This window comes from Alcaligenes sp. YSL9, assembly GCF_030515105.1.
GTDB classification, from domain to species: Bacteria; Pseudomonadota; Gammaproteobacteria; order Burkholderiales; family Burkholderiaceae_B; genus Alcaligenes; species Alcaligenes phenolicus.
This window is the reverse complement of the sequence record NZ_JALXJU010000001.1, coordinates 946,586-964,303: the sequence shown is the minus strand read 5'-3', so window position 1 is coordinate 964,303 and position 17,718 is coordinate 946,586. Positions and strand designations below refer to the sequence as shown.

General features: G+C 56.1%; 17 protein-coding genes and 1 tRNA gene. 7 read left to right on the top strand and 11 right to left on the bottom strand.

The annotated features are described in order from the left end of the window. Position 1: 1 nt before the first annotated feature. Both M2Q46_RS04490 and ugpQ read right to left on the bottom strand, forming a co-directional pair. On the bottom strand, positions 2 to 856 hold the full coding sequence (locus M2Q46_RS04490; protein ID WP_009457117.1) for a 23S rRNA (adenine(2030)-N(6))-methyltransferase RlmJ: 855 nt from the start codon (positions 854 to 856) through the stop codon (positions 2 to 4). 25 nt (positions 857 to 881) lie between these two features. After that, entirely contained in the window at positions 882 to 1,628 is a 747-nt protein-coding gene (gene ugpQ / locus M2Q46_RS04485) for a glycerophosphodiester phosphodiesterase (RefSeq protein ID WP_247966871.1), read from the bottom strand. A 170-nt stretch (positions 1,629 to 1,798) separates the two neighbouring features. On the opposite strand from ugpQ, the gene M2Q46_RS04480 reads away from it, so the two are divergent. The 4 genes from M2Q46_RS04480 to M2Q46_RS04465 all read left to right on the top strand — a co-directional run bounded on the left by M2Q46_RS04480 (position 1,799) and on the right by M2Q46_RS04465 (position 5,759). Continuing rightward, the gene (locus tag M2Q46_RS04480) at positions 1,799 to 3,757 is read left to right on the top strand and encodes a SurA N-terminal domain-containing protein (RefSeq protein ID WP_302356837.1); all 1,959 of its coding nucleotides are present in this window, start codon (positions 1,799 to 1,801) and stop codon (positions 3,755 to 3,757) included. A gap of 70 nt (positions 3,758 to 3,827) precedes the next feature. Then, the gene (locus M2Q46_RS04475) at positions 3,828 to 4,700 is read left to right on the top strand and encodes a M23 family metallopeptidase (protein WP_009457113.1); all 873 of its coding nucleotides are present in this window, start codon (positions 3,828 to 3,830) and stop codon (positions 4,698 to 4,700) included. 21 nt (positions 4,701 to 4,721) lie between these two features. Then, positions 4,722 to 5,405, top strand: coding sequence for an AzlC family ABC transporter permease (locus M2Q46_RS04470; protein WP_009457111.1), 684 nt, complete (start codon positions 4,722 to 4,724; stop codon positions 5,403 to 5,405). 9 nt (positions 5,406 to 5,414) lie between these two features. After that, positions 5,415 to 5,759, top strand: a complete 345-nt coding sequence (locus M2Q46_RS04465; RefSeq protein ID WP_009457110.1) for an AzlD domain-containing protein — start codon at positions 5,415 to 5,417, stop codon at positions 5,757 to 5,759. A gap of 112 nt (positions 5,760 to 5,871) precedes the next feature. On the opposite strand, the gene M2Q46_RS04460 is transcribed toward M2Q46_RS04465, so the two are convergent. From M2Q46_RS04460 to M2Q46_RS04450, 3 genes are read right to left on the bottom strand one after another with little or no spacing between them, the layout of a single operon-like run. Continuing rightward, on the bottom strand, positions 5,872 to 6,852 hold the full coding sequence (locus M2Q46_RS04460) for a tripartite tricarboxylate transporter substrate-binding protein (protein WP_302356836.1): 981 nt from the start codon (positions 6,850 to 6,852) through the stop codon (positions 5,872 to 5,874). Between the two features lie 32 nt (positions 6,853 to 6,884). Continuing rightward, positions 6,885 to 7,232, bottom strand: coding sequence for a RidA family protein (locus M2Q46_RS04455; protein ID WP_035271782.1), 348 nt, complete (start codon positions 7,230 to 7,232; stop codon positions 6,885 to 6,887). 29 nt (positions 7,233 to 7,261) lie between these two features. Beyond that, positions 7,262 to 8,158, bottom strand: a complete 897-nt coding sequence (locus tag M2Q46_RS04450; protein ID WP_302356835.1) for a fumarylacetoacetate hydrolase family protein — start codon at positions 8,156 to 8,158, stop codon at positions 7,262 to 7,264. A gap of 39 nt (positions 8,159 to 8,197) precedes the next feature. On the opposite strand from M2Q46_RS04450, the gene M2Q46_RS04445 reads away from it, so the two are divergent. Further along, a complete protein-coding gene (locus tag M2Q46_RS04445; RefSeq protein WP_302356834.1) occupies positions 8,198 to 9,205 on the top strand; it encodes a LysR family transcriptional regulator in 1,008 nt (335 codons plus the stop codon). Between the two features lie 4 nt (positions 9,206 to 9,209). Beyond that, entirely contained in the window at positions 9,210 to 10,163 is a 954-nt protein-coding gene (locus M2Q46_RS04440) for a LysR substrate-binding domain-containing protein (protein WP_302356833.1), read from the top strand. A 90-nt stretch (positions 10,164 to 10,253) separates the two neighbouring features. Here the strand turns inward: M2Q46_RS04440 and M2Q46_RS04435 are convergent, their stop codons facing one another. The 6 genes from M2Q46_RS04435 to M2Q46_RS04410 form a co-directional block, all read right to left on the bottom strand. Next, positions 10,254 to 12,533, bottom strand: coding sequence for a bifunctional (p)ppGpp synthetase/guanosine-3',5'-bis(diphosphate) 3'-pyrophosphohydrolase (locus M2Q46_RS04435; RefSeq protein WP_302356832.1), 2,280 nt, complete (start codon positions 12,531 to 12,533; stop codon positions 10,254 to 10,256). A 21-nt stretch (positions 12,534 to 12,554) separates the two neighbouring features. Next, a complete protein-coding gene (rpoZ, locus tag M2Q46_RS04430) occupies positions 12,555 to 12,758 on the bottom strand; it encodes a DNA-directed RNA polymerase subunit omega (RefSeq protein ID WP_003799665.1) in 204 nt (67 codons plus the stop codon). Positions 12,759 to 12,793: 35 nt separating this feature from the next. Continuing rightward, positions 12,794 to 13,438, bottom strand: a complete 645-nt coding sequence (gmk, locus tag M2Q46_RS04425; protein ID WP_021446541.1) for a guanylate kinase — start codon at positions 13,436 to 13,438, stop codon at positions 12,794 to 12,796. A gap of 37 nt (positions 13,439 to 13,475) precedes the next feature. Beyond that, positions 13,476 to 13,805 (bottom strand): hypothetical protein, encoded by a 330-nt coding sequence (locus M2Q46_RS04420; protein WP_009457104.1) that lies wholly within the window; start codon positions 13,803 to 13,805, stop codon positions 13,476 to 13,478. 15 nt (positions 13,806 to 13,820) lie between these two features. Continuing rightward, a complete protein-coding gene (gene xth / locus M2Q46_RS04415; protein ID WP_203145797.1) occupies positions 13,821 to 14,603 on the bottom strand; it encodes an exodeoxyribonuclease III in 783 nt (260 codons plus the stop codon). 564 nt (positions 14,604 to 15,167) lie between these two features. Beyond that, positions 15,168 to 15,241: transfer RNA gene (locus M2Q46_RS04410), tRNA-Cys, on the bottom strand. Between the two features lie 165 nt (positions 15,242 to 15,406). On the opposite strand from M2Q46_RS04410, the gene M2Q46_RS04405 reads away from it, so the two are divergent. Continuing rightward, entirely contained in the window at positions 15,407 to 17,674 is a 2,268-nt protein-coding gene (locus tag M2Q46_RS04405) for an arginine/lysine/ornithine decarboxylase (RefSeq protein WP_021446542.1), read from the top strand. Positions 17,675 to 17,718 lie beyond the last annotated feature (44 nt).

The window sequence follows — 17,718 nt, the reverse complement described above, 5'->3', positions numbered from 1 at the left end:
CTTACAGCCCCGAATGACGAAGTTGAAAGCTGGCCTTGTCATCTTGGGCCAGCGTTTTTGTTAACCACGGCATGCTTTGTTCCAGAGCCTTGAGCAGCGTCCAGGGAGGATTGCTGATGAACAGGCCACTGCCATGCAAACCCAACCCATTTTTGGCCGGAGCACGAACCGACAGGCTGACATGCAGCCAGGGCGTATCCAGTTGCTCCAGCTTGCGTTGCAAGGCCTGCACTTCGGGCCGCTGCACAATGGGATACCACACGACGATACAGGCTTGAGCAAAGCGCTTGAGGGCGTTTTTCACGCTGTTCAAGACCTGCTGGTAGTCGGATTTGGCCTCGTAAGAGGGGTCCATCACCACGATGGCACGTCGTGACGGCGGCGGTAGCAAGCGGCCCAACTGTTCAAACCCATTTTCCGGATACAGACGCACCCGACGGTTGCCCTGGGGGAACAACTGCGCCACGTTATCGCTCAGAACTTCAAATTCGGACGGGTGCAGTTCAAAGCCGTGAAAGCTGTCTTGCGTGCGCAAACGCTCCAGCGCCAGCCAAGGCGAACCGGGATAGTAGCGCGCGGTACCGTCCGGGTTCAGGTCGGCAATGGCATCAATATAGTGTTCCACCAGCTCCGGGTAGTCGTCCTGCTGCAAGACCCGGTCCAGGCCGTCGTAGAACTCGCCCTTGGTTTGCGCCCAGTCGTGCTCCAGATCATAGATACCGGCACCACAGTGGGTATCGATGATGCTGAAGGCGCTGTCTTTTTGAGCGTAGTAATTAAAGATATGCAGCAAGGTGGCGTGCTTGAGCACGTCTGCATGATTGCCAGCATGAAAGGCGTGACGGTAACTGAACAAGAGAAATCCTGGTGTTGCGGTTTAATTAAAGAGTGTCGGGGCGAATGGTGGTGACTTTATCAGTGAAAATGCCATTGCACCCCCAATCGAGCAGTTCGCGCACCCGCTCAGCATCGTTCACGGTCCAGACAGCCACGGTATAGCCTTTTTGTCGAATTGCCTGAACCAAAGCCTGAGTGACAAAGCGGTCATTCAAATTCAGACCCATGCAGCCCAGACGCTCCAGACGATCGGGCCAGTCGGCCGGAACCTCCTCTTCAATCAGCAGGGCACGGGGCAGGGTGGGGGCGGCTTGTTGGGCTGCTTCCAGAGCCTCTTCAGAAAAGGACGACAGCAGCGGCGGCAAGCTGGCCTGCGCCCACAAGGCTTGGGCGGCCAGGGCGACCAGTCGGCCTGTTTCGGCTTCGTCCCCGGTGGTCGGCTTGATTTCGATATTGCTGTGAACCTGATTGGCCAGGGTGAAGGCGGCTATCGAACTTAATGTGGGCATGGGCTCCCCGGCGTAGGCCGAGGAATGCCAGGCACCGAAGTCCAGGGCGGACAGCTCGGCCAAGGTTAGCCTGGAAGCAATACCCTGACCATTGGAAGTACGGTCCAGCTCGTCATCGTGCAGCAGCACGGGAACCGCATCACGGCTTAGTTTGACGTCGTACTCCATCATGCGAAAACCGTTCTGGGCACCGACCCGAATGGCGGCCAAGGTGTTCTCCGGGGCAATCTTGCCGGCGCCACGGTGGGCGATCAAAGCGGGGTAGGGCCAGTGATGATTCATTGAAGACATGGCGGACTCGCAAGAGGCGTGATAAAAAGCCAATGTACTATTTTAACCGGGGCTGTACACTGTACGGTTTTCATATACGGTATATTTTCAGGCCGAGCCGGCTTACCGGCCTGATGCGCCACCCGCAGCGCCCTGCTGCAAGCGAAAGTAGGTGATGATTAATGTTCGAGATTATCCGTAAGAACCAACGCGTCATGCAGCTGGTCCTGTTAGTGCTGATTTTGCCGTCTTTTGTACTGATCGGTGTCAGCGGCTACTCCAGCTACGTTTCGGGCGATAGCGATATTGTCAAAGTTGGCGATAGCGCCATTACGTCCCAGGAATTTGATCGTGCGCGCCGCATGCAGCTGGACGATATGCAGCGTAACAATCCTTCCGGTTTTGATCTGGCCCAGGCTGACAGCCTGGAAAGCCGTCGTGCATTGCTGGAATCCTTGATTGATCAGCGTGTGCAAATTGAAGTGGCTACTGCCGCTCGCTTCAACGTCTCCGACATTGCCCTGCGCGACTACATCGCCACTATGCCGGAATTTCAGGAAAACGGTTCTTTCTCGCCCGCCCTTTACAGCCAGGTTCTGGCTTCGGCAGGTATCAATACCCGTGATTTCGAGCAAAGCCAGCGCGGTCAGATGGCCCTGCAACGCGTGCTCGGTCCCGTGGCTGCCAGCTCCTCCATGCTGCCCAGCGTGATGAACAAGCTGGAAATCGCCCTGACCGAAGAGCGTGGTGTACGCACACGCAGCTTCCTGACCCGTGATTTCGAATCCAAGGTTCAGATCAGCGATGCTGATCTGCAAGCCTGGTATGACGCCAACAAGCAATCGCTGGAACTGCCCCAGCAAGTCAAAGTGGAATACCTGCTGCTGAATGAAGCAGCGGCCTCCAAAGATCTGGCGACACCTACCGACGATCAGCTCAAGCAATACTACGAGCAAAACAAGGCTCGTTACGTGCAGGCTGGCCGTGTGAACATCAGTCACATTCTGGTGACATTGCCTGCCGGTGCCTCCGATACCGAACGTGAAGCGGCCCAGACCAAGGCTCGCGAACTGGCTGAAAAAGCCCAGGCCAATAAAGAAGGCTTTGCCGACCTGGCCCGTGCCAACTCCCAGGACGAGGGTAGCGCCCGTGAAGGTGGCGAACTGGGCTGGATCAGCAAAGGCTCCTGGCCGTCCGTGCTGGAAAGCGCTGTATTTGCCTTGAAAAAAGGTGATGTGTCGGGCGTGATTGAAGGCCCCAACGGTTTCCATATTTTCAAGAGTAACGAAGTTCAGCCCGAACAAGGCGAGTCCTTCGAGCAAGCTCGCAGCAAGGTGCAGGACGAAGTGCGCAAGCAACTGGCTTCCGAGCGCTTTGCCGATATGGCCAGCAAGCTGACTAATCTGGTTTACGACAACGAAGACAATCTGGAAGCCGCCGCCAATGCCTTGGGCCTGACTCTGAAGCAGGCTGAAGGCATCAGCCGCCAAGGTTTGATTCCTGCTTCGCAAGTTGAAGGTGATCTGGCTGCCGCCAAGAGCCCTGATGCAGCCGTGCTGGATGACAGCCGTGTTCGCCAAGCCTTGTTCAATGCCGAAACTCTGGCTTCGCGCAAGAATGCAGGCGTTGTAGAAGTATCGCCTGACACCTTGATTGCCCTGCGCGTAACCGACGTTACCGAGGCTCATGTGCCTGCACTGGATAAAGTACGCACTATTGCTGAGGAAAACCTGCGCCGTGAAAAAGCGGCTGCCTTGGCGGTTCAGGCCGGTGAGGACTACCTGAAGCAGTTGCAAGCGGGTACCGAACCTGAGAACTTCTCGGCCCAGTTTGCCGTGAGCCGTGCGGAATTCCCCGAGATGGACGAAGCCTTGCTGAACAAGGTTCTGGCCAACCCCGTGGACAAGCTGCCTACCTATGTGGGTGATCGCCAGCCCCAGGGCTACACCGTGGTGCAGATTCTGAGCCATGAGCCCGGCAAGTCCGGCAACCCTGGGCTGGACATGCTGACAGCACAGTTGACCCAAGCCATGGCCCGCACGGAGACCCAGGCCGTTCTGCAAGCCATGCGTGTGGAAGAGAAGGTTCAGATTCTGCCAGAAGCAGAAAAAGGGTTGACCTCCACAGGTGAAAATGAATAAAGCGGCTTGAATCAGAGCCTGTAACCCTGGAGCCAGCAGGCTCCAGGGGTGTTTTTCAAAGAGCATTCTGATGAATCACACTGATATTTCCCTGGTACGGCGGCGCCTTTTAGGCGCCGCAACTGTTTGGGGCCTGACGGCACCGTACCTGGCCTATGCTGCGCCTGGTCAGGGCACTTTTATCGAACGCACCTTGCATCGCCCTGTGCCGGGCGGGGTGGCTGTGCTGGACCTGGGAGCGGGTGGCTCAGCGCCGGTGGTGCACTTCAATGGCAACCGTGTGCTGGTGATTCAGGATGCTGATCAGCGTTGGAAAGCGATTGTCGGACTGGACTTGAAAACCCAAGCAGGCCAGCACAGCATATCCGTGCAAGGACAGTCGGGCGTGGCGTTTCAGGTTGGCAGCAAGCGTTACCGCGAGCAGCGCATCACCCTGAAAAACAAGTCGCATGTGAATCCGGATCCGCAACAGCAAGCCCGTTTTGAGCGCGAATACGAGGAGCAGATGCAGGCATATGCCAGCTTCCGCACAGAAGGCCCCAGCAATGTGGTCTTTGAAAAGCCGGTACCGGGTCGCCTGACCAGTCCGTTTGGTTTGCGCCGTTTTTTCAATGGTGAAGAGCGTAACCCGCATTCGGGTCTGGATTTCGCCGCACCTACCGGCACGGCGGTCAAAGTGCCTGCTGACGGGATTGTCACCATCGTGGCGGATTACTTCTTTAACGGTAAAACCGTATTTGTGGATCATGGTCAGGGCCTGATCACCATGTTCTGTCACTTGTCGGCTTTTGATGTGCGCGTGGGTGATCGTGTCAGCAGGGGCGATGTGGTGGCGCGTTCCGGCGCAACGGGCCGTGCGACTGGCCCTCATTTGCACTGGAATGTCAGTCTGAATAACGCACGGGTGGACCCCGCCATCTTTATTGGTGCATTCCAGGCCTAGGCAGGCCCTGCAAGGTTTTTCATGATTATCGGTTCGGCATATCGACGGGGCTTGCGAGACAGCGCCTCTATCGCCCTGGGCTATGTCCCCGTCGCGATTTCTTTTGGTTTGACCGCTGTGCACGCGGGCTTGTCACCCTGGCTGGCAGTGATGGTGTCCCTGATCGTGTACGCGGGGGCCAGTCAGTTCATTTTGATCAGTCTGCTGGTGGCAGGCGCCGCCTATCCCAGCATTTTGGGTATTGTGCTGCTCATGAACCTGCGCCATGTGTTCTATGGCCCAACCTTGATGGGCTTTTTTACCGGCCCAAGAACTGTCTCCAGTCTGTTCATGGCGCCTGGCCTGACCGATGAGGTCTTTGCCGCTTCTGCAGCCGGAGTAGCCCGCCAACCGGCCCAGGAGCAGGAGTCCTGGTACTGCGGCTTGCAACTGGGCTCTTACCTGTCCTGGGTGCTGGGCACCGCCGTGGGGGCCTTCTTCGCCAGCGATTTGCTGGGTCAATCTCCCGTGCTGGAAAAGACGCTGGGTTTTGTCTTGCCCGCCTTGTTCTTTGCCCTGTTGCTGGAAATCCGCCGATCTGCACCTTTGCCGGTGTTGGTGGCTGCCGCTGTAGGGGCTGTTCTGGCCATGGCTTTCTTGCCATCATATCTGGCGATTATTGTCGGCATGCTGGCCGGTGGTTTGATGGCCCTGCGCCGCGCTTAAGGAGTGGAGATGGATTGGAGTTTTCTGCTCATGATTGTGCTGGCGGGTCTGGGCACATTTTTGATTCGTTACTTGCCCTTGCGTCTGGGTGGACGACAAGGCAAGGTGGACCCCAGCCGCGTTTCGATCTGGCCACGCCTGTTTGGGGCCATTGGCCCGGCAGGTGTGGTGTCCTTGCTGGTTGTGTCCCTGATCTCCTTGCTGCGCCCTGAACATATGTCCCTGGACTTGCCGCCTTTGCTGGCAGGTCTGGCTGGGGTGCTGCTGGGCCGGCGCTGGCCAGGTGGCATTGCGGGTTCAACACTGACTGGCGTGCTGGCCTACGGCCTGTGCGTGGCTTACGTTGGCGTTTAGCTAGGCCTTATTTTGCCCTTGAAGCAGGTTGCAGGCTGAAGGCAGGTCGGAAGTGGATTGCTGAGCTTGCCGCTGCCTGCCTGGGCCTTTTCGAGGGCGGTTTGATTCCTGTTTAAAACTTGCTGAAGTTTGGCAGGCTTTGGATGACTGTCTGCCAATGCTCGAACTCTTTCTTGCCTTTGGCGTCCAGCTCCTCGGGGGTGCTACTGGCACTTTGCATGCCCGCCAAACGCAACTTTTCTTTTACCGCGGCATTGTTCAAGGTCGTGGCAATGGACGCTTGTGCTGCTTGTACAAGCTCAGGCTGGGTGCCTGCAGGCGCATAGAAGGCCAGCCAGCCATTGATCTCCAATTGCGGATAACCCAGCTCGGCAATGGAAGGGGTGTCCGGCAACAAGGGGTCCCGCTTGCTGTCAAATAGCGCCAGTACCTTGATCTTGCCTGCTTCGGATTGATGGATCAGCTCTCCAATATTCAGTACCGCTGCCGGGACTTGTGCGCCAACCAGAGCCACGATGGCTTCGCTGGCTCCTTTGTAGCCTACATGTTCCAGTGCTACGCCCAGAGTCTGTCCCAAGTACAGTCCGGCCAGATGCTGACCGCTGCCGGTAGAGGAACTGGCAAAAAAGGTTTGATTCGGGTCGGCTTTGATGCTTTGCACATAGTCCGCAAAGTTCTTGATGCCCGAACTGCTGGGCACAGCCAGCCCCAGGTTCCAGTTCACCGCATTGCTGACAGGAGCCAGATCCTTGAAGGGCTCGTAGCGTAGCTCGGTGAAGGTATGCGGATAGAGGGTGAGCGCCACTCCGGGAGTCAAAATAAAGGTTGAGCCATCAGGTGCCGAGGTGGTGGCCAAATTGATTGCCAGTCGCCCGGAGGCTCCCGGTCGGTTGTCCACGATCACCGGTCGTCCCAATGCTTTGGACAGATCAGGGGCAATCAGTCTTGCGACCAGATCCACATTTCCCCCGGCTGGAAAGCCAACCAGAATCCTGGCGCTTGCCGCCGAGTCAGCCTGAGCCGTCCCCATGCCCCCTGCGCAGAGAAAGGAAGTAATGATTGCTGCGCCCACATTTATTTTGATTTTTTTCATAATGTCTCCCGATGTCGCGCTTTGCCTTGAAATCAGAGTGCGGCGGTTATTTCAACTTCGACTTGGTATTGTGGAAAGGCGAGTTTGGATTCAACGCAGGAACGGGCTGGTTTTTTGTCAGCGGGAATCCAGGCATTCCAGATCTCGTTCAATAAGGGCCATTTCTTGTAGTCGTCGATCCAGATCATGGCACGCAGAATGTGACTGCGGTCTATGCCGATTTCCTGAAATTGCTCGTCAATCTGACTCAGAATCTGGTGCAGCTGTTCTTCGAACGAGCCGGATGGGTCCATGGCGACTTGCCCCGACATATACACAATTTTGTCGTGAATGACGTACTTGCTCATGTTCTTGTTTTGGTGAAAGCGTTCAATGCTCATGTTGATCTCCTGATGATTAAAAGAAAGGATTAGGCAATCGTGGTGTTCAGGGTGCCCAGACCGCTGATGTGAGCGTGCAGTTGGTCGCCGGGGGCCAGGAACTCGCCTCGTGCTGCACCGACACCCGCTGGGGTTCCTGTCAGGACGATGTCGCCAGGTTCCAGCGTCATGATTTCTGTCAGGCGCACCAGTTGCTCGCGCAGGTCAAAAATCATGCCGGAGGTGTTGGCCTCCTGTTTGATCTGGCCGTTCAGTTCCAGCTTCAGATCCAGATCTTGCGGGTCGCTGACAAAGCAGGCGGGTATCAGGGCAGGGCCGATGGGGCAACTGGCGTCATTGGCTTTGGCGGCGACCCAGTCAAATTTGTAGAACTGCTCGGGGGCGCGGGCAAAGTCCCGGGCCGAGAGGTCAATGGCAATGGTGTAGCCCGCCACGTGCTCCATCGCATTTTCCAGTGTCAGGTCCTTGGCGGTTTTGCCGATCACCATGGCCAGTTCAATTTCCCAATCGTATTTTTGGCAGTTCTTGGGGATGGCGGCGCACTGGCCGTCGCCAATGGCAGCCTGGCGTGCGGGCTTGGAAAAGAAGAACAGGCGCTGGTCTTTTTTCTCTGCGGGCACACCCATTTCTTGCAGATGGTCGTAGTAGTTGGCACCGGCACACAGAATCTTGCCGGGATACAGCACGGGCGGCAGGGTGGCGTTTGCTTCGCTCAGAATCAGGTCCGTATGAGCTGTCGCTTGCTCAGCCAAGCTCTTTAGTTTGGGCAGATTCGTCTCCCACTGTGCCAGCAGATCAAGCACGCTGTCAGGCAAGGCCGGGGAGTTCACACGCTGGCACAAGGCGGTAATGGAGTAGTCCTTTCCGTCTATCGATAAACAGGCCACAGGGGCTTGGTCGATCAGCAGGGTTTTAAGGGAAAACATAGATAAATCCGGGTAACTGTTGAACATGAAGTTCATGGTATGCTCGGCCATCCATTCCCAGTTAATGAAAAATTCACGTCTTGTTATAACTATGATGAATACCAGAAACGAATTTTTCTTTGTGTTTTTCCGTGCCTGATGAAGCGGCTTGAACCGCGTCAGCTCTTGGTTTTGGCCGCCTTAGGGCGGAATTACAGTATCCATAGTGCTGCGCGCGATTTGTCCTTGACCCAATCTGCAGTCAGTAAGGCCTTGGCCGAGATCGAGGCGCAGATGGCTGCGGCTCTGTTTACACGCAGTCGGCAAGGCATCGAGCCAACAGCACTAGGGAAATTGGTTTTACGACGTGTGGGGCATTTGCTGGATGTACTTGATCGGGGTGCTGGGCATCACGAGAAACAAGCCCCTGTTCTCAAGATTGGCTATATATCGGATTTACACGGCATGGCGCTTGGCAATGCCTTTGTGCGCTGGCGTCAGTCCCAATCCTTGAAGCTGCGTTTGCTGGATCTGGAGTTTGAACAGGTGTTGCCGCTTTTGCTTCAGGCGGACCTCGATGCTGTTTTGCTGGACGAGCCTATGAATGATGAATGGACTGGACAGTTACGGATCAGCAGTCGCGTGGTGCCTGTTTTAAGAACGCATCATCCCTTGTTGAAGGCGGGTAAGTCTTTGAGTCCCAAGGATGTACAGGCTTTGGATTGGATTTTGCCAACGTTAGCGGTTTCTTGGCACCGGGCGTTCCAGGACTGGACGGCCAAGGTCGGCATGGAAGCGCCTGCGCGCATTTGGAAGATCCCCGCCGGGCACGGTCTGAGTACAGTAGTGGCCCAATCAGATGCCGTGGCCTGCTTGCCAGCGGCTCAGGCGTCTTTTATGCAGCAGGCTGGAGTGGTGAGGCCGATTGAACTAGCAGGTGACTCAGGCATTGATGTCCCTGCATTCTTGCTCCCGGGCCCCCATGTTCGGGGTGACCCGGCGCTGCACCAAACCTTAGTTCAATTTGCTCGGTTTCTGGGGAGCAGAGAAGCTGCTTACGGAGAGTAAAGATATGGTGGATACAGGTATTTCCCCCCAACTTCCTCCCTTGTCGCGTCGTATTCGTTTGCGACATCTGGAGTTGCTGGCAGCATTGGGTGAGCATGGCAGCCTGAAGCATGCGGCAGAAATGATGGGCATGAGCCAGCCGGCGGCCAGCAAGCTTTTGCTGGAGGCCGAGTCCTTGGTTGGTGCCACTTTGTATGAACGCAGTAATCGTGGGGTACTACCCACTGCAGCCGGTGCGGCCTTGGTGCAGCGTGCTCAGCGCTTTCTGGGGCTAGTTGATGGTTTGGGCGAAGAGGTTCAGGTCGCCCAGCAAGGTGCAAAGGGTCGGGTTCGAGTGGGGGTGTCGCCGGCCTGCGGGGCGGTGATTCCGGGAGCCTTGGCCGCCATGCGGGCGGCTGCTCAGGATGTGGTTTTGCGTATCGAGGAGGGTAGCAGCGCCAGTTTATTGGAGCGTTTGCGGGATGGGCGCCTGGATTGTGTCTTGGGTCGGGTGCTGGATAGCCAGGACCTGGAAGACTTTGACACCCTGCATTTGTATAACGAATCTATTGTGATGGTGGCCGAGCCGCAGCACCCTATTTTTTCCAAATCAACGGTGGATTGGGAAGATGCCCTGAGCTATGAATGGGTCCTGCCCCCTCAAGGTGCTCCTTTGCGTCGTACTTTGGCTTTCTGGTTGGCCCGTCAGGGCTTTCAGGAGCCTCGCTGTCTGCTGGAGTCGACCTTGACCTTGGCGAACCTGGCGGTGCTACGCGAGAACCAGGCATTGGTTTTGCTGGGTTCTATTTCAGCCCGACAATTCAGCGAACAGGGCGTCGTGCGAGTAGTCCCTTTGCCTTTCGACGGAATTGCATTGCCGTCCGTCTCTCTATTCTTGCCGCAGGACGACTATGCGCATGAGCCAGTGGATATTTTTATTCGGGCCTTGGAACAACATGTGCGCGAGACCTTGGCCTAGTAGCGGACTTTGATCGTATTTGAACCATAAAAAACGCCTGCTATTGAGCAGGCGTTTTTTGTACGGCTGAAAGCTGGTTTGCAAGCGGGTTTAGCCCTTCACACGCACAATCTTCTGAACCTGCGGTACGTGACGGATGGCGCGAATCACGCGCGCCAGGTGAGTACGGCTATCAACCTGAACGGTCAGGTGCAGTACCGAGGTCGCAGCCGATTCGTCCGGCATGGAAATATGCAGGATATTGGAGTCAGCATCGGTAATTTCAGCAGCCAGACGGCCAAGAACACCACGCTCGTTGATTGCAGTGACATCCAGACGGGTGGACAGGTGGCGGGCGGTATTGCTGTCCCACATGACAGGAACCCAACGTTCGGGCTCTTTGGCCTGGGCGCGTTGTGCCACCGCACACTCAGCCATATGAACAACCAAACCGTGACCCAGACGGATGCCGCCAATAATGGCGTCACCAGGCAGGGGGCCACAGCACGGTGCCAGCTGTACAGCCTGACCTTCGTTACCGTGAATCAGAATCGGTGCAGAAGTGTTGGCGTTAATTTCGTCAAACTCGGCCGCAGTGGTTTCCAGCAAGGGGTTTTCTGGAGCAAAGCGGCGCGCCACGACGGCGGCCAAACGTTTGCCCAAGCCAATATCGGCCAGAATTTCTTCACGGGATGCGGCGCCCGAACCCTTGGCCAGTTTGTCCCAGTTGGGATCGTCGTCGGTGGCATGTGGCAGGCTTAGCTGGTCAAAGGCTTGATCCAGCAGACGGCGGCCAAAAGCCACGGATTCTTCGTATTTAACCGTGCGCAGGTAATGGCGGATTTCCGAACGGGCGCGGCCCGAACGGACGTAGTTCAGCCACTGAGCGCTTGGGCGAGCGGCGGGGGAGGTAATGATCTCTACCGAGTCACCGCTTTTCAGCTCGGTGCGCAGTGGGGCAAACTCGCCATTGATTTTGGAAGCAACAGCGTGATTGCCGATATCGGTATGGATGCTGTAGGCAAAGTCCACCGGAGTCGCACCACGAGGCAGGGAAATAATCTTGCCTTTGGGCGTATGGACGTAAACGGCATCGGGGAACAGGTCAACTTTGACGTGTTCCAGGAATTCTGTGGAGTCGCCTGTCTGGCTTTGGATATCCAGCAAGGATTGCAGCCAGCGGTGTGTGCGCTTTTGCAGATCGTTCAGGGTGACGTCGTCTTCTTTGTACAGCCAATGAGAGGCCACGCCTTCTTCTGCCACGTGGTCCATTTCGCGGGTGCGGAACTGGAACTCGACAGGGGTGCCGTAGGGGCCAATCAAGGTAGTGTGCAGGGACTGGTAGCCATTCACTTTGGGGATGGCAATGTAGTCCTTGAATTTGCCCGGTACGGGGCGATACAGCTGGTGTAGCGTACCCAAGGACAAATAGCACTCGGGCAGGGTATGCACAATGACGCGAAAGCCGTAAATATCCAGCACGTCCGAAAAGGACTTCTTCTGCTCGACCATCTTGCAGAAAATACTGTAGAGCGACTTCTCACGGCCGGAAATTTCGGCATCAATCCCGGCAGCAGGCAGGGCGATCTTGACGGCTTCGGTGATCTTGCCCAGCATTTCACGGCGATTGCCACGCGCTGCCAGCAAGGCCTTGTGCAGCACCTTGTAGCGATTGGGGTAGATCGCCTTGAAGCAGCGATCCTGCAGCTCGCGGAACAGGGCGTTCAGGCCCAGGCGATGCGCGATCGGAGCGTAAATATCCAGCGTTTCCTGGGCGACGCGGCGGCGTTTTTCCGGCTTGACCGCATCCAGGGTGCGCATATTGTGCAAGCGGTCGGCCAGCTTGATCAGAATCACGCGCACGTCACGCGACATGGCCAGCAGCATCTTGCGGAAGCTGTCGGCCTGTTGCTGCGTCTTGGTGGCAAATTCCAGGCGTTCCAGCTTGGACAGGCCGTCCACAATCTCGGCCACATCGGTCCCGAACTTTTCAGCCAGTTCCTGCTTGGTGACGTCCTGATCTTCGATCACGTCATGAAGCAGGGCCGACATCAAGGCATCGGTATCCAGCTTCCAGCCCGCACAGATTTCCGTGACGGCAATGGGGTGCGAGATATAGGGTTCGCCACTGGCGCGGAACTGCCCCAGATGGGCCTGATCGGAGAAACGATAGGCCTCCCGTACCCGTTCTACATCTTTCGGGTCCAGGTACTGCGAGATGATCTTGTGTAGCGGAGCCAGTGAGGCAATAGGAGGACTGGCACTTTCCTGGGCAGCTTGTGCCAGTGCCGGGGTGTTCTTGTCTTTAGGCTTGCGACGACCTAGCCGTGAACCTTTTTTAAGGACGGCCAACAGCCCAGACGATGCGCCCCGTAAACCAGAAAATGCCATACCGTGCTCCGCCTGTGCTTATCAGGTAGGAACTTTGCGCAGCATTTCCAGACCGGTCGCGCCGGAGGCGATTTCTCGCAGGGCGGTAACCGTAGGCTTGTTCTTGCTTTCCAGGCGTGGTTCGTGGCCTTGAGCCAGTTCGCGCGCACGGTAGGCGGCTGCCAAGGTGAGCTTAAAGCGATTGGGGACTTGCTCCAGGCAGTCCTCGATAGTGATGCGAGCCATAGTAGACCTGTTATCAAAAAGTAATAAGAAGGAGATCAGCCCTGATTCAGCAGGGCATCTGCGCCTAATTGTTGAAAGAGTTGGCGATGCCGTACTGACTGAGTGGCAGTGCGCAAACGACTGGCCTGCACAATACTCAATAGCTGCTGTAATGCCGTATCAAAATCCTCATTGATAATAGCATATTGACAGTCATGAACATGGGCGATTTCGTGCTCGGCAGCCTCGAGGCGGCGGGCGATGATCTCTTCGCTATCTTGTCCACGTTTGCGCAAACGGGCCTGCAAGGTGGGCAAGGAGGGCGGCAGAATGAAAATGCCGACGGCTTCGGGGAAATGTTCACGCGCCAGGCGGGCGCCTTGCCAGTCAATTTCCAGCAACACATCGCGGCCTGCATTCAGGGCTTTCTGAATGGGTTCGCGGGGCGTGCCGTAGTAGTTGTCATGCACCTTGGCCCATTCCAGCATGGCGTTTTCTGCGACCATGTTTTCAAAACGCGCTTTGTCCACAAAGAAGTAGTGCTGGCCGTCGCTCTCGCCGGGACGGGGGGCACGTGTAGTGGCCGAGATGGACAGCATGATGTTGGAATCGTTGGCCAGAAGGGCGTTGACCAGACTGGATTTACCCGCCCCGCTGGGGGCGACAACCATAAAGACGGTGCCAGGATAGCTCGTGGACATGGAGAGCAGACTCTAGAAGTAGATTTTTATAAAAGAATTAATTGCTGCTTGGGTCGGTTTGCCCAAACTCATTCAAAACGGCCAGGATGCTGGCCTGGTCCGCGCACAGAAAGACCACCGTGTCATTGGGATTCATGGAGAACAAAACGTCTTCCACTTCCTGTGGGGCATCTTCGGGCTGGGCAATGGCCATCACGTGCACATCGCCACCGGCTTCGAATTGCTCGGGCGGGACAATATGGGCGACCGCATCCAGATCAGGCTCGCTGATGGCCAGATAGGCCCAGACCTTGTGCTCCTCTTCCAAGGTGATCTCAAGCACATAGGCCGAGTCAGTCTGCTCGATGATTTGGCTTTGAATTTGCATAATGAAAAGAGTGTGTCAGCTAAAAGACAAGGTAGCGGTAACGGGAGCGTGATCCGAGGGCTGCTCATTGGCGCGCGGCTCGCGGTCAATATCGCAGGCCGTGCAACGGGCCTTGAGCGCGTCGGACAGCAGGGCGTGATCAATACGCAGCCCGGCATCGCGGCGGAAGGCAAAACGACGATAGTCCCACCAGGTAAAGGGGCTGCCGCTTTGCTCAAACAGACGGTAGGCATCGTGCAGGCCCAGTGCCAGCAAACGCTCGAACGCGGCGCGCTCGGGCGGGGATACCAGAACATCGACTCCCCATTTGACCGGGTCGTAAACGTCCTGGTCGGCTGGGGCAATATTATAGTCGCCCAGAATGGCTAGACGGGGATACTGCTGCAATTCTTTTTCCAGCCAGTCGTGCAAGGCGGCAAACCATTCCAGCTTGTAGGTGTACTTTTCGCTTTCCAGCGATTGCCCGTTGGGGCAGTAGGCACAGATCACACGCACCGGGCCGTCAGGCGAGGGGTACGTGGCGGCCAGCAAACGCTGCTGGGGGTCTTCGTAGTTGGGTAGATTGCGTTGCACATCCGTGCCAGGCTCACGCGAAATCAGGGCCACGCCGTTGTAGGTTTTCTGACCCGCCCAGTGAGCGTGATAACCCATTTCCTGAAAAGCCTCCAAGGGAAAACGCTCGTCGGGCAGTTTGAGCTCTTGCAGACACAGCACGTCTACGGGGTTGGCCTTGAGCCAGTCCAGAACTTGGGGAAGACGGACGTTCAGGGAGTTCACGTTCCAGGTGGTGAGTTTCATGGTGTCAGACAATCTCGGTAAATCAGAGAAAGCCGCTTGTACAGGGCTTTGTCGATAAAGGTAGTGCAGAGGCGGCCGTCAGCGTGTTGGAAACGGGCAGGATGGCGTTTAGCGTGCGCGAATGCCGCCATCATATCAGCGCTAGCCAGGGACTGGTTTTAAAGCCAGCGCCACCGACAGGATGAAAATGGCCGATGAGCCTGGGCTTTGTTCTAGGTCGTAGTAAAAAACAGACATTTTCAGACAATAAATTTGCCCTCAAACTATCTGCATGTAACAGCCATAAAGTCAGGCGGCAAGACCCAAAGCGCGCTTGGGGCAGATTGATGTTTTTAGGGTACGAAAAAGAGGGTTTTTTGCGCAGATCACGCGCCTGCTTGTGTTAAATTGCAGGCCAAGTTGGAACGGTGGGCCAAAACCGATGGAAGGGCTTGGCCGCAGCGCGTAGTACAAGGATTTGATATGCAGGAAAAGGGAATAAAAAAATCGCCGTAATGGCGACTTTTTCTGTGTGCTCAAAACCGGAAAGAAGGCCAGTTTTGTCTGTCTTGAATGCAAGCAAGATGGAGGCGTGTGCTGGAATCGAACCAACCTGAACGGATTTGCAGTCCGTCACATAGCCAATCTGTCACCACGCCTTTTGTTTTGTCCTGGGACATGTAGAATTATGCCCAAGGACGTAGGGAAAAGCAAGTGTCACATGACGGGACGTGAAACACGGTACGATCTGCTGCGCAAAAGCGACTGACGTCCCTCCCTTTTTTTGCCGCCCCTGCGGCACTCCCTTGTATTAAGGACATGGCATGCAATATCAATTCCCCATTGTGATCATCGATGAGGATTTTCGTTCTGAAAATGCGTCTGGTCTGAGCATTCGTGTATTAGCAGATGCGATCGAGGCCGAAGGCTTCGAGGTGTTGGGAACCACCAGTTATGGCGATCTGAGTCAATTTGCCCAGCAGCAAAGTCGTGCCAGCGCGTTTATTTTGTCCATCGATGATGAGGAGTTCACGCAAGATGGAGACAGCGCCCCGGCGCTGGTGAATCTGCGTGCCTTTATTCGGGCTGTGCGTCGTCGCAATACCGATGTGCCTATTTATGTGTATGGCGAGACTAAAACGGCTCGTCATATGCCAAACGATATCTTGCGCGAGCTGCAAGGCGTCATTCACATGTTCGAGGATACGCCCGAGTTCGTGGCGCGCCACATCGTGCGTGAAGCGCGCAGTTATGTGGAAGGCGTCAAGCCTCCATTTCTGAAAGCCTTGCTCGATTACGCCGAGGATGGCTCGTATTCATGGCATTGCCCCGGTCATTCCGGCGGCGTAGCCTTTCTGAAAAGCCCGGTCGGGCAGATTTTTCACCAGTTTTTTGGCGAGAACATGCTGCGTGCCGACGTCTGCAATGCCGTTGAAGAACTGGGCCAACTGCTGGATCACAACGGGGCCATTGGCGCCAGCGAACGCAATGCTGCGCGTATTTTCAACGCTGATCACTGCTTTTTCGTGACCAACGGCACCAGCACCAGCAACAAGATTGTCTGGCACCATGCCGTGGCTCCGGGTGATGTGGTGGTCGTGGACCGCAACTGCCACAAATCCATCCTGCACAGCATTGTGATGACGGGGGCTATCCCCGTGTTTCTGCGTCCTACGCGTAACCACTTCGGGATTATTGGCCCGATTGCGCGCAGCGAATTTGATATCGAGACCATTCGCGAGAAGATCCGCAAGCACCCCTTGCTCTCGCATCTGGATGCCGATACGGTCAAACCCCGTGTGCTGACGCTGACCCAGTCCACCTACGACGGCATTATTTACGACACCCAGGTGATCAAGAATGCCGTGGATGGTTACGTGGAAGTGCTGCATTTTGATGAAGCCTGGATTCCGCACGCGGCTTTCCATCCCTTCTATGGTCAGTTTCACGCCATGGGCAAGAACCGTCCGCGCCCGCAGGAAACCATGGTGTTCTCCACCCAGTCCACGCACAAGCTGCTAGCCGGTTTGAGCCAGGCCAGCCACGTGCTGGCACAGGACTCGGTCACTCGTAGCCTGGATCGTCATTTGTTCAATGAAGCCTATCTGATGCACACCAGCACCAGCCCGCAGTACGCGATTATTGCGTCTTGCGACGTGGCCGCTGCCATGATGGAGCCACCCGGTGGTCGTGTGCTGGTTGAGGAAAGCATTATTGAAGCTCTGGATTTCCGCCGTGCCATGCGCAAGGTCGAATCGCAGTTTGACGAAGACGATTGGTGGTTCAAGGTCTGGGGCCCGCCAACACTGGCAGAAGACGGTGTGGGCAAGCCTGAGGACTGGATCATTACGGACGATGCGGAGCATAGCGAGTGGCACGGTTTCGGCCCGCTGGCTGATGGCTTCAATATGCTGGATCCGATCAAGGCCACGATTGTTACCCCCGGCCTGGATCTGACAGGCACATTTGGTGAAACCGGCATTCCGGCTTCTATCGTGACCAAGTTTCTGGCGCAACGTGGCGTGATTGTGGAGAAGATTGGCCTGTACAGCTTCTTCATCATGTTCACCATCGGCATTACCAAAGGCCGCTGGAACTCTCTGGTCACAGCGCTACAGCAGTTCAAGGACGATTACGACCGCAACTTGCCTGTCTGGCGTGTTCTGCCGCAGTTTGCGCGCCAGTATCCTTGTTACGAGGAAATGGGCTTGCGCGATTTGTGCCAGCATGTGCACCAGTTGTACGCCAAGCACGACATTGCCCGTTTGATGACCGATATGTACCTGTCGGATGTGGTGCCTGTCATGCGTCCGGCTGATGCTTTTGCCTGCATTGCGCAGCGTCGTACGGAACGGGTCGAGATTGATCAGCTGGAAGGTCGCGTGACTACCAACTTGATCACACCTTATCCCCCCGGTATCCCGCTCCTGATTCCTGGTGAAGCCTTTAACAAGACGATTGTGGATTTCCTGAAGTTCTCGCGTGAACTGCATCGCCAGTGTCCGGGCTTTGGTACGGATATCCACGGTTTTGTGGAAGAGGTGGATGCCTCCGGTCAGAAGCGTTACTACGTGGACTGCGTGGCACAGTAAAGCAGTTTGCTATCCAGGGCCGGGGCAGAGCATCGGCCTTTGGG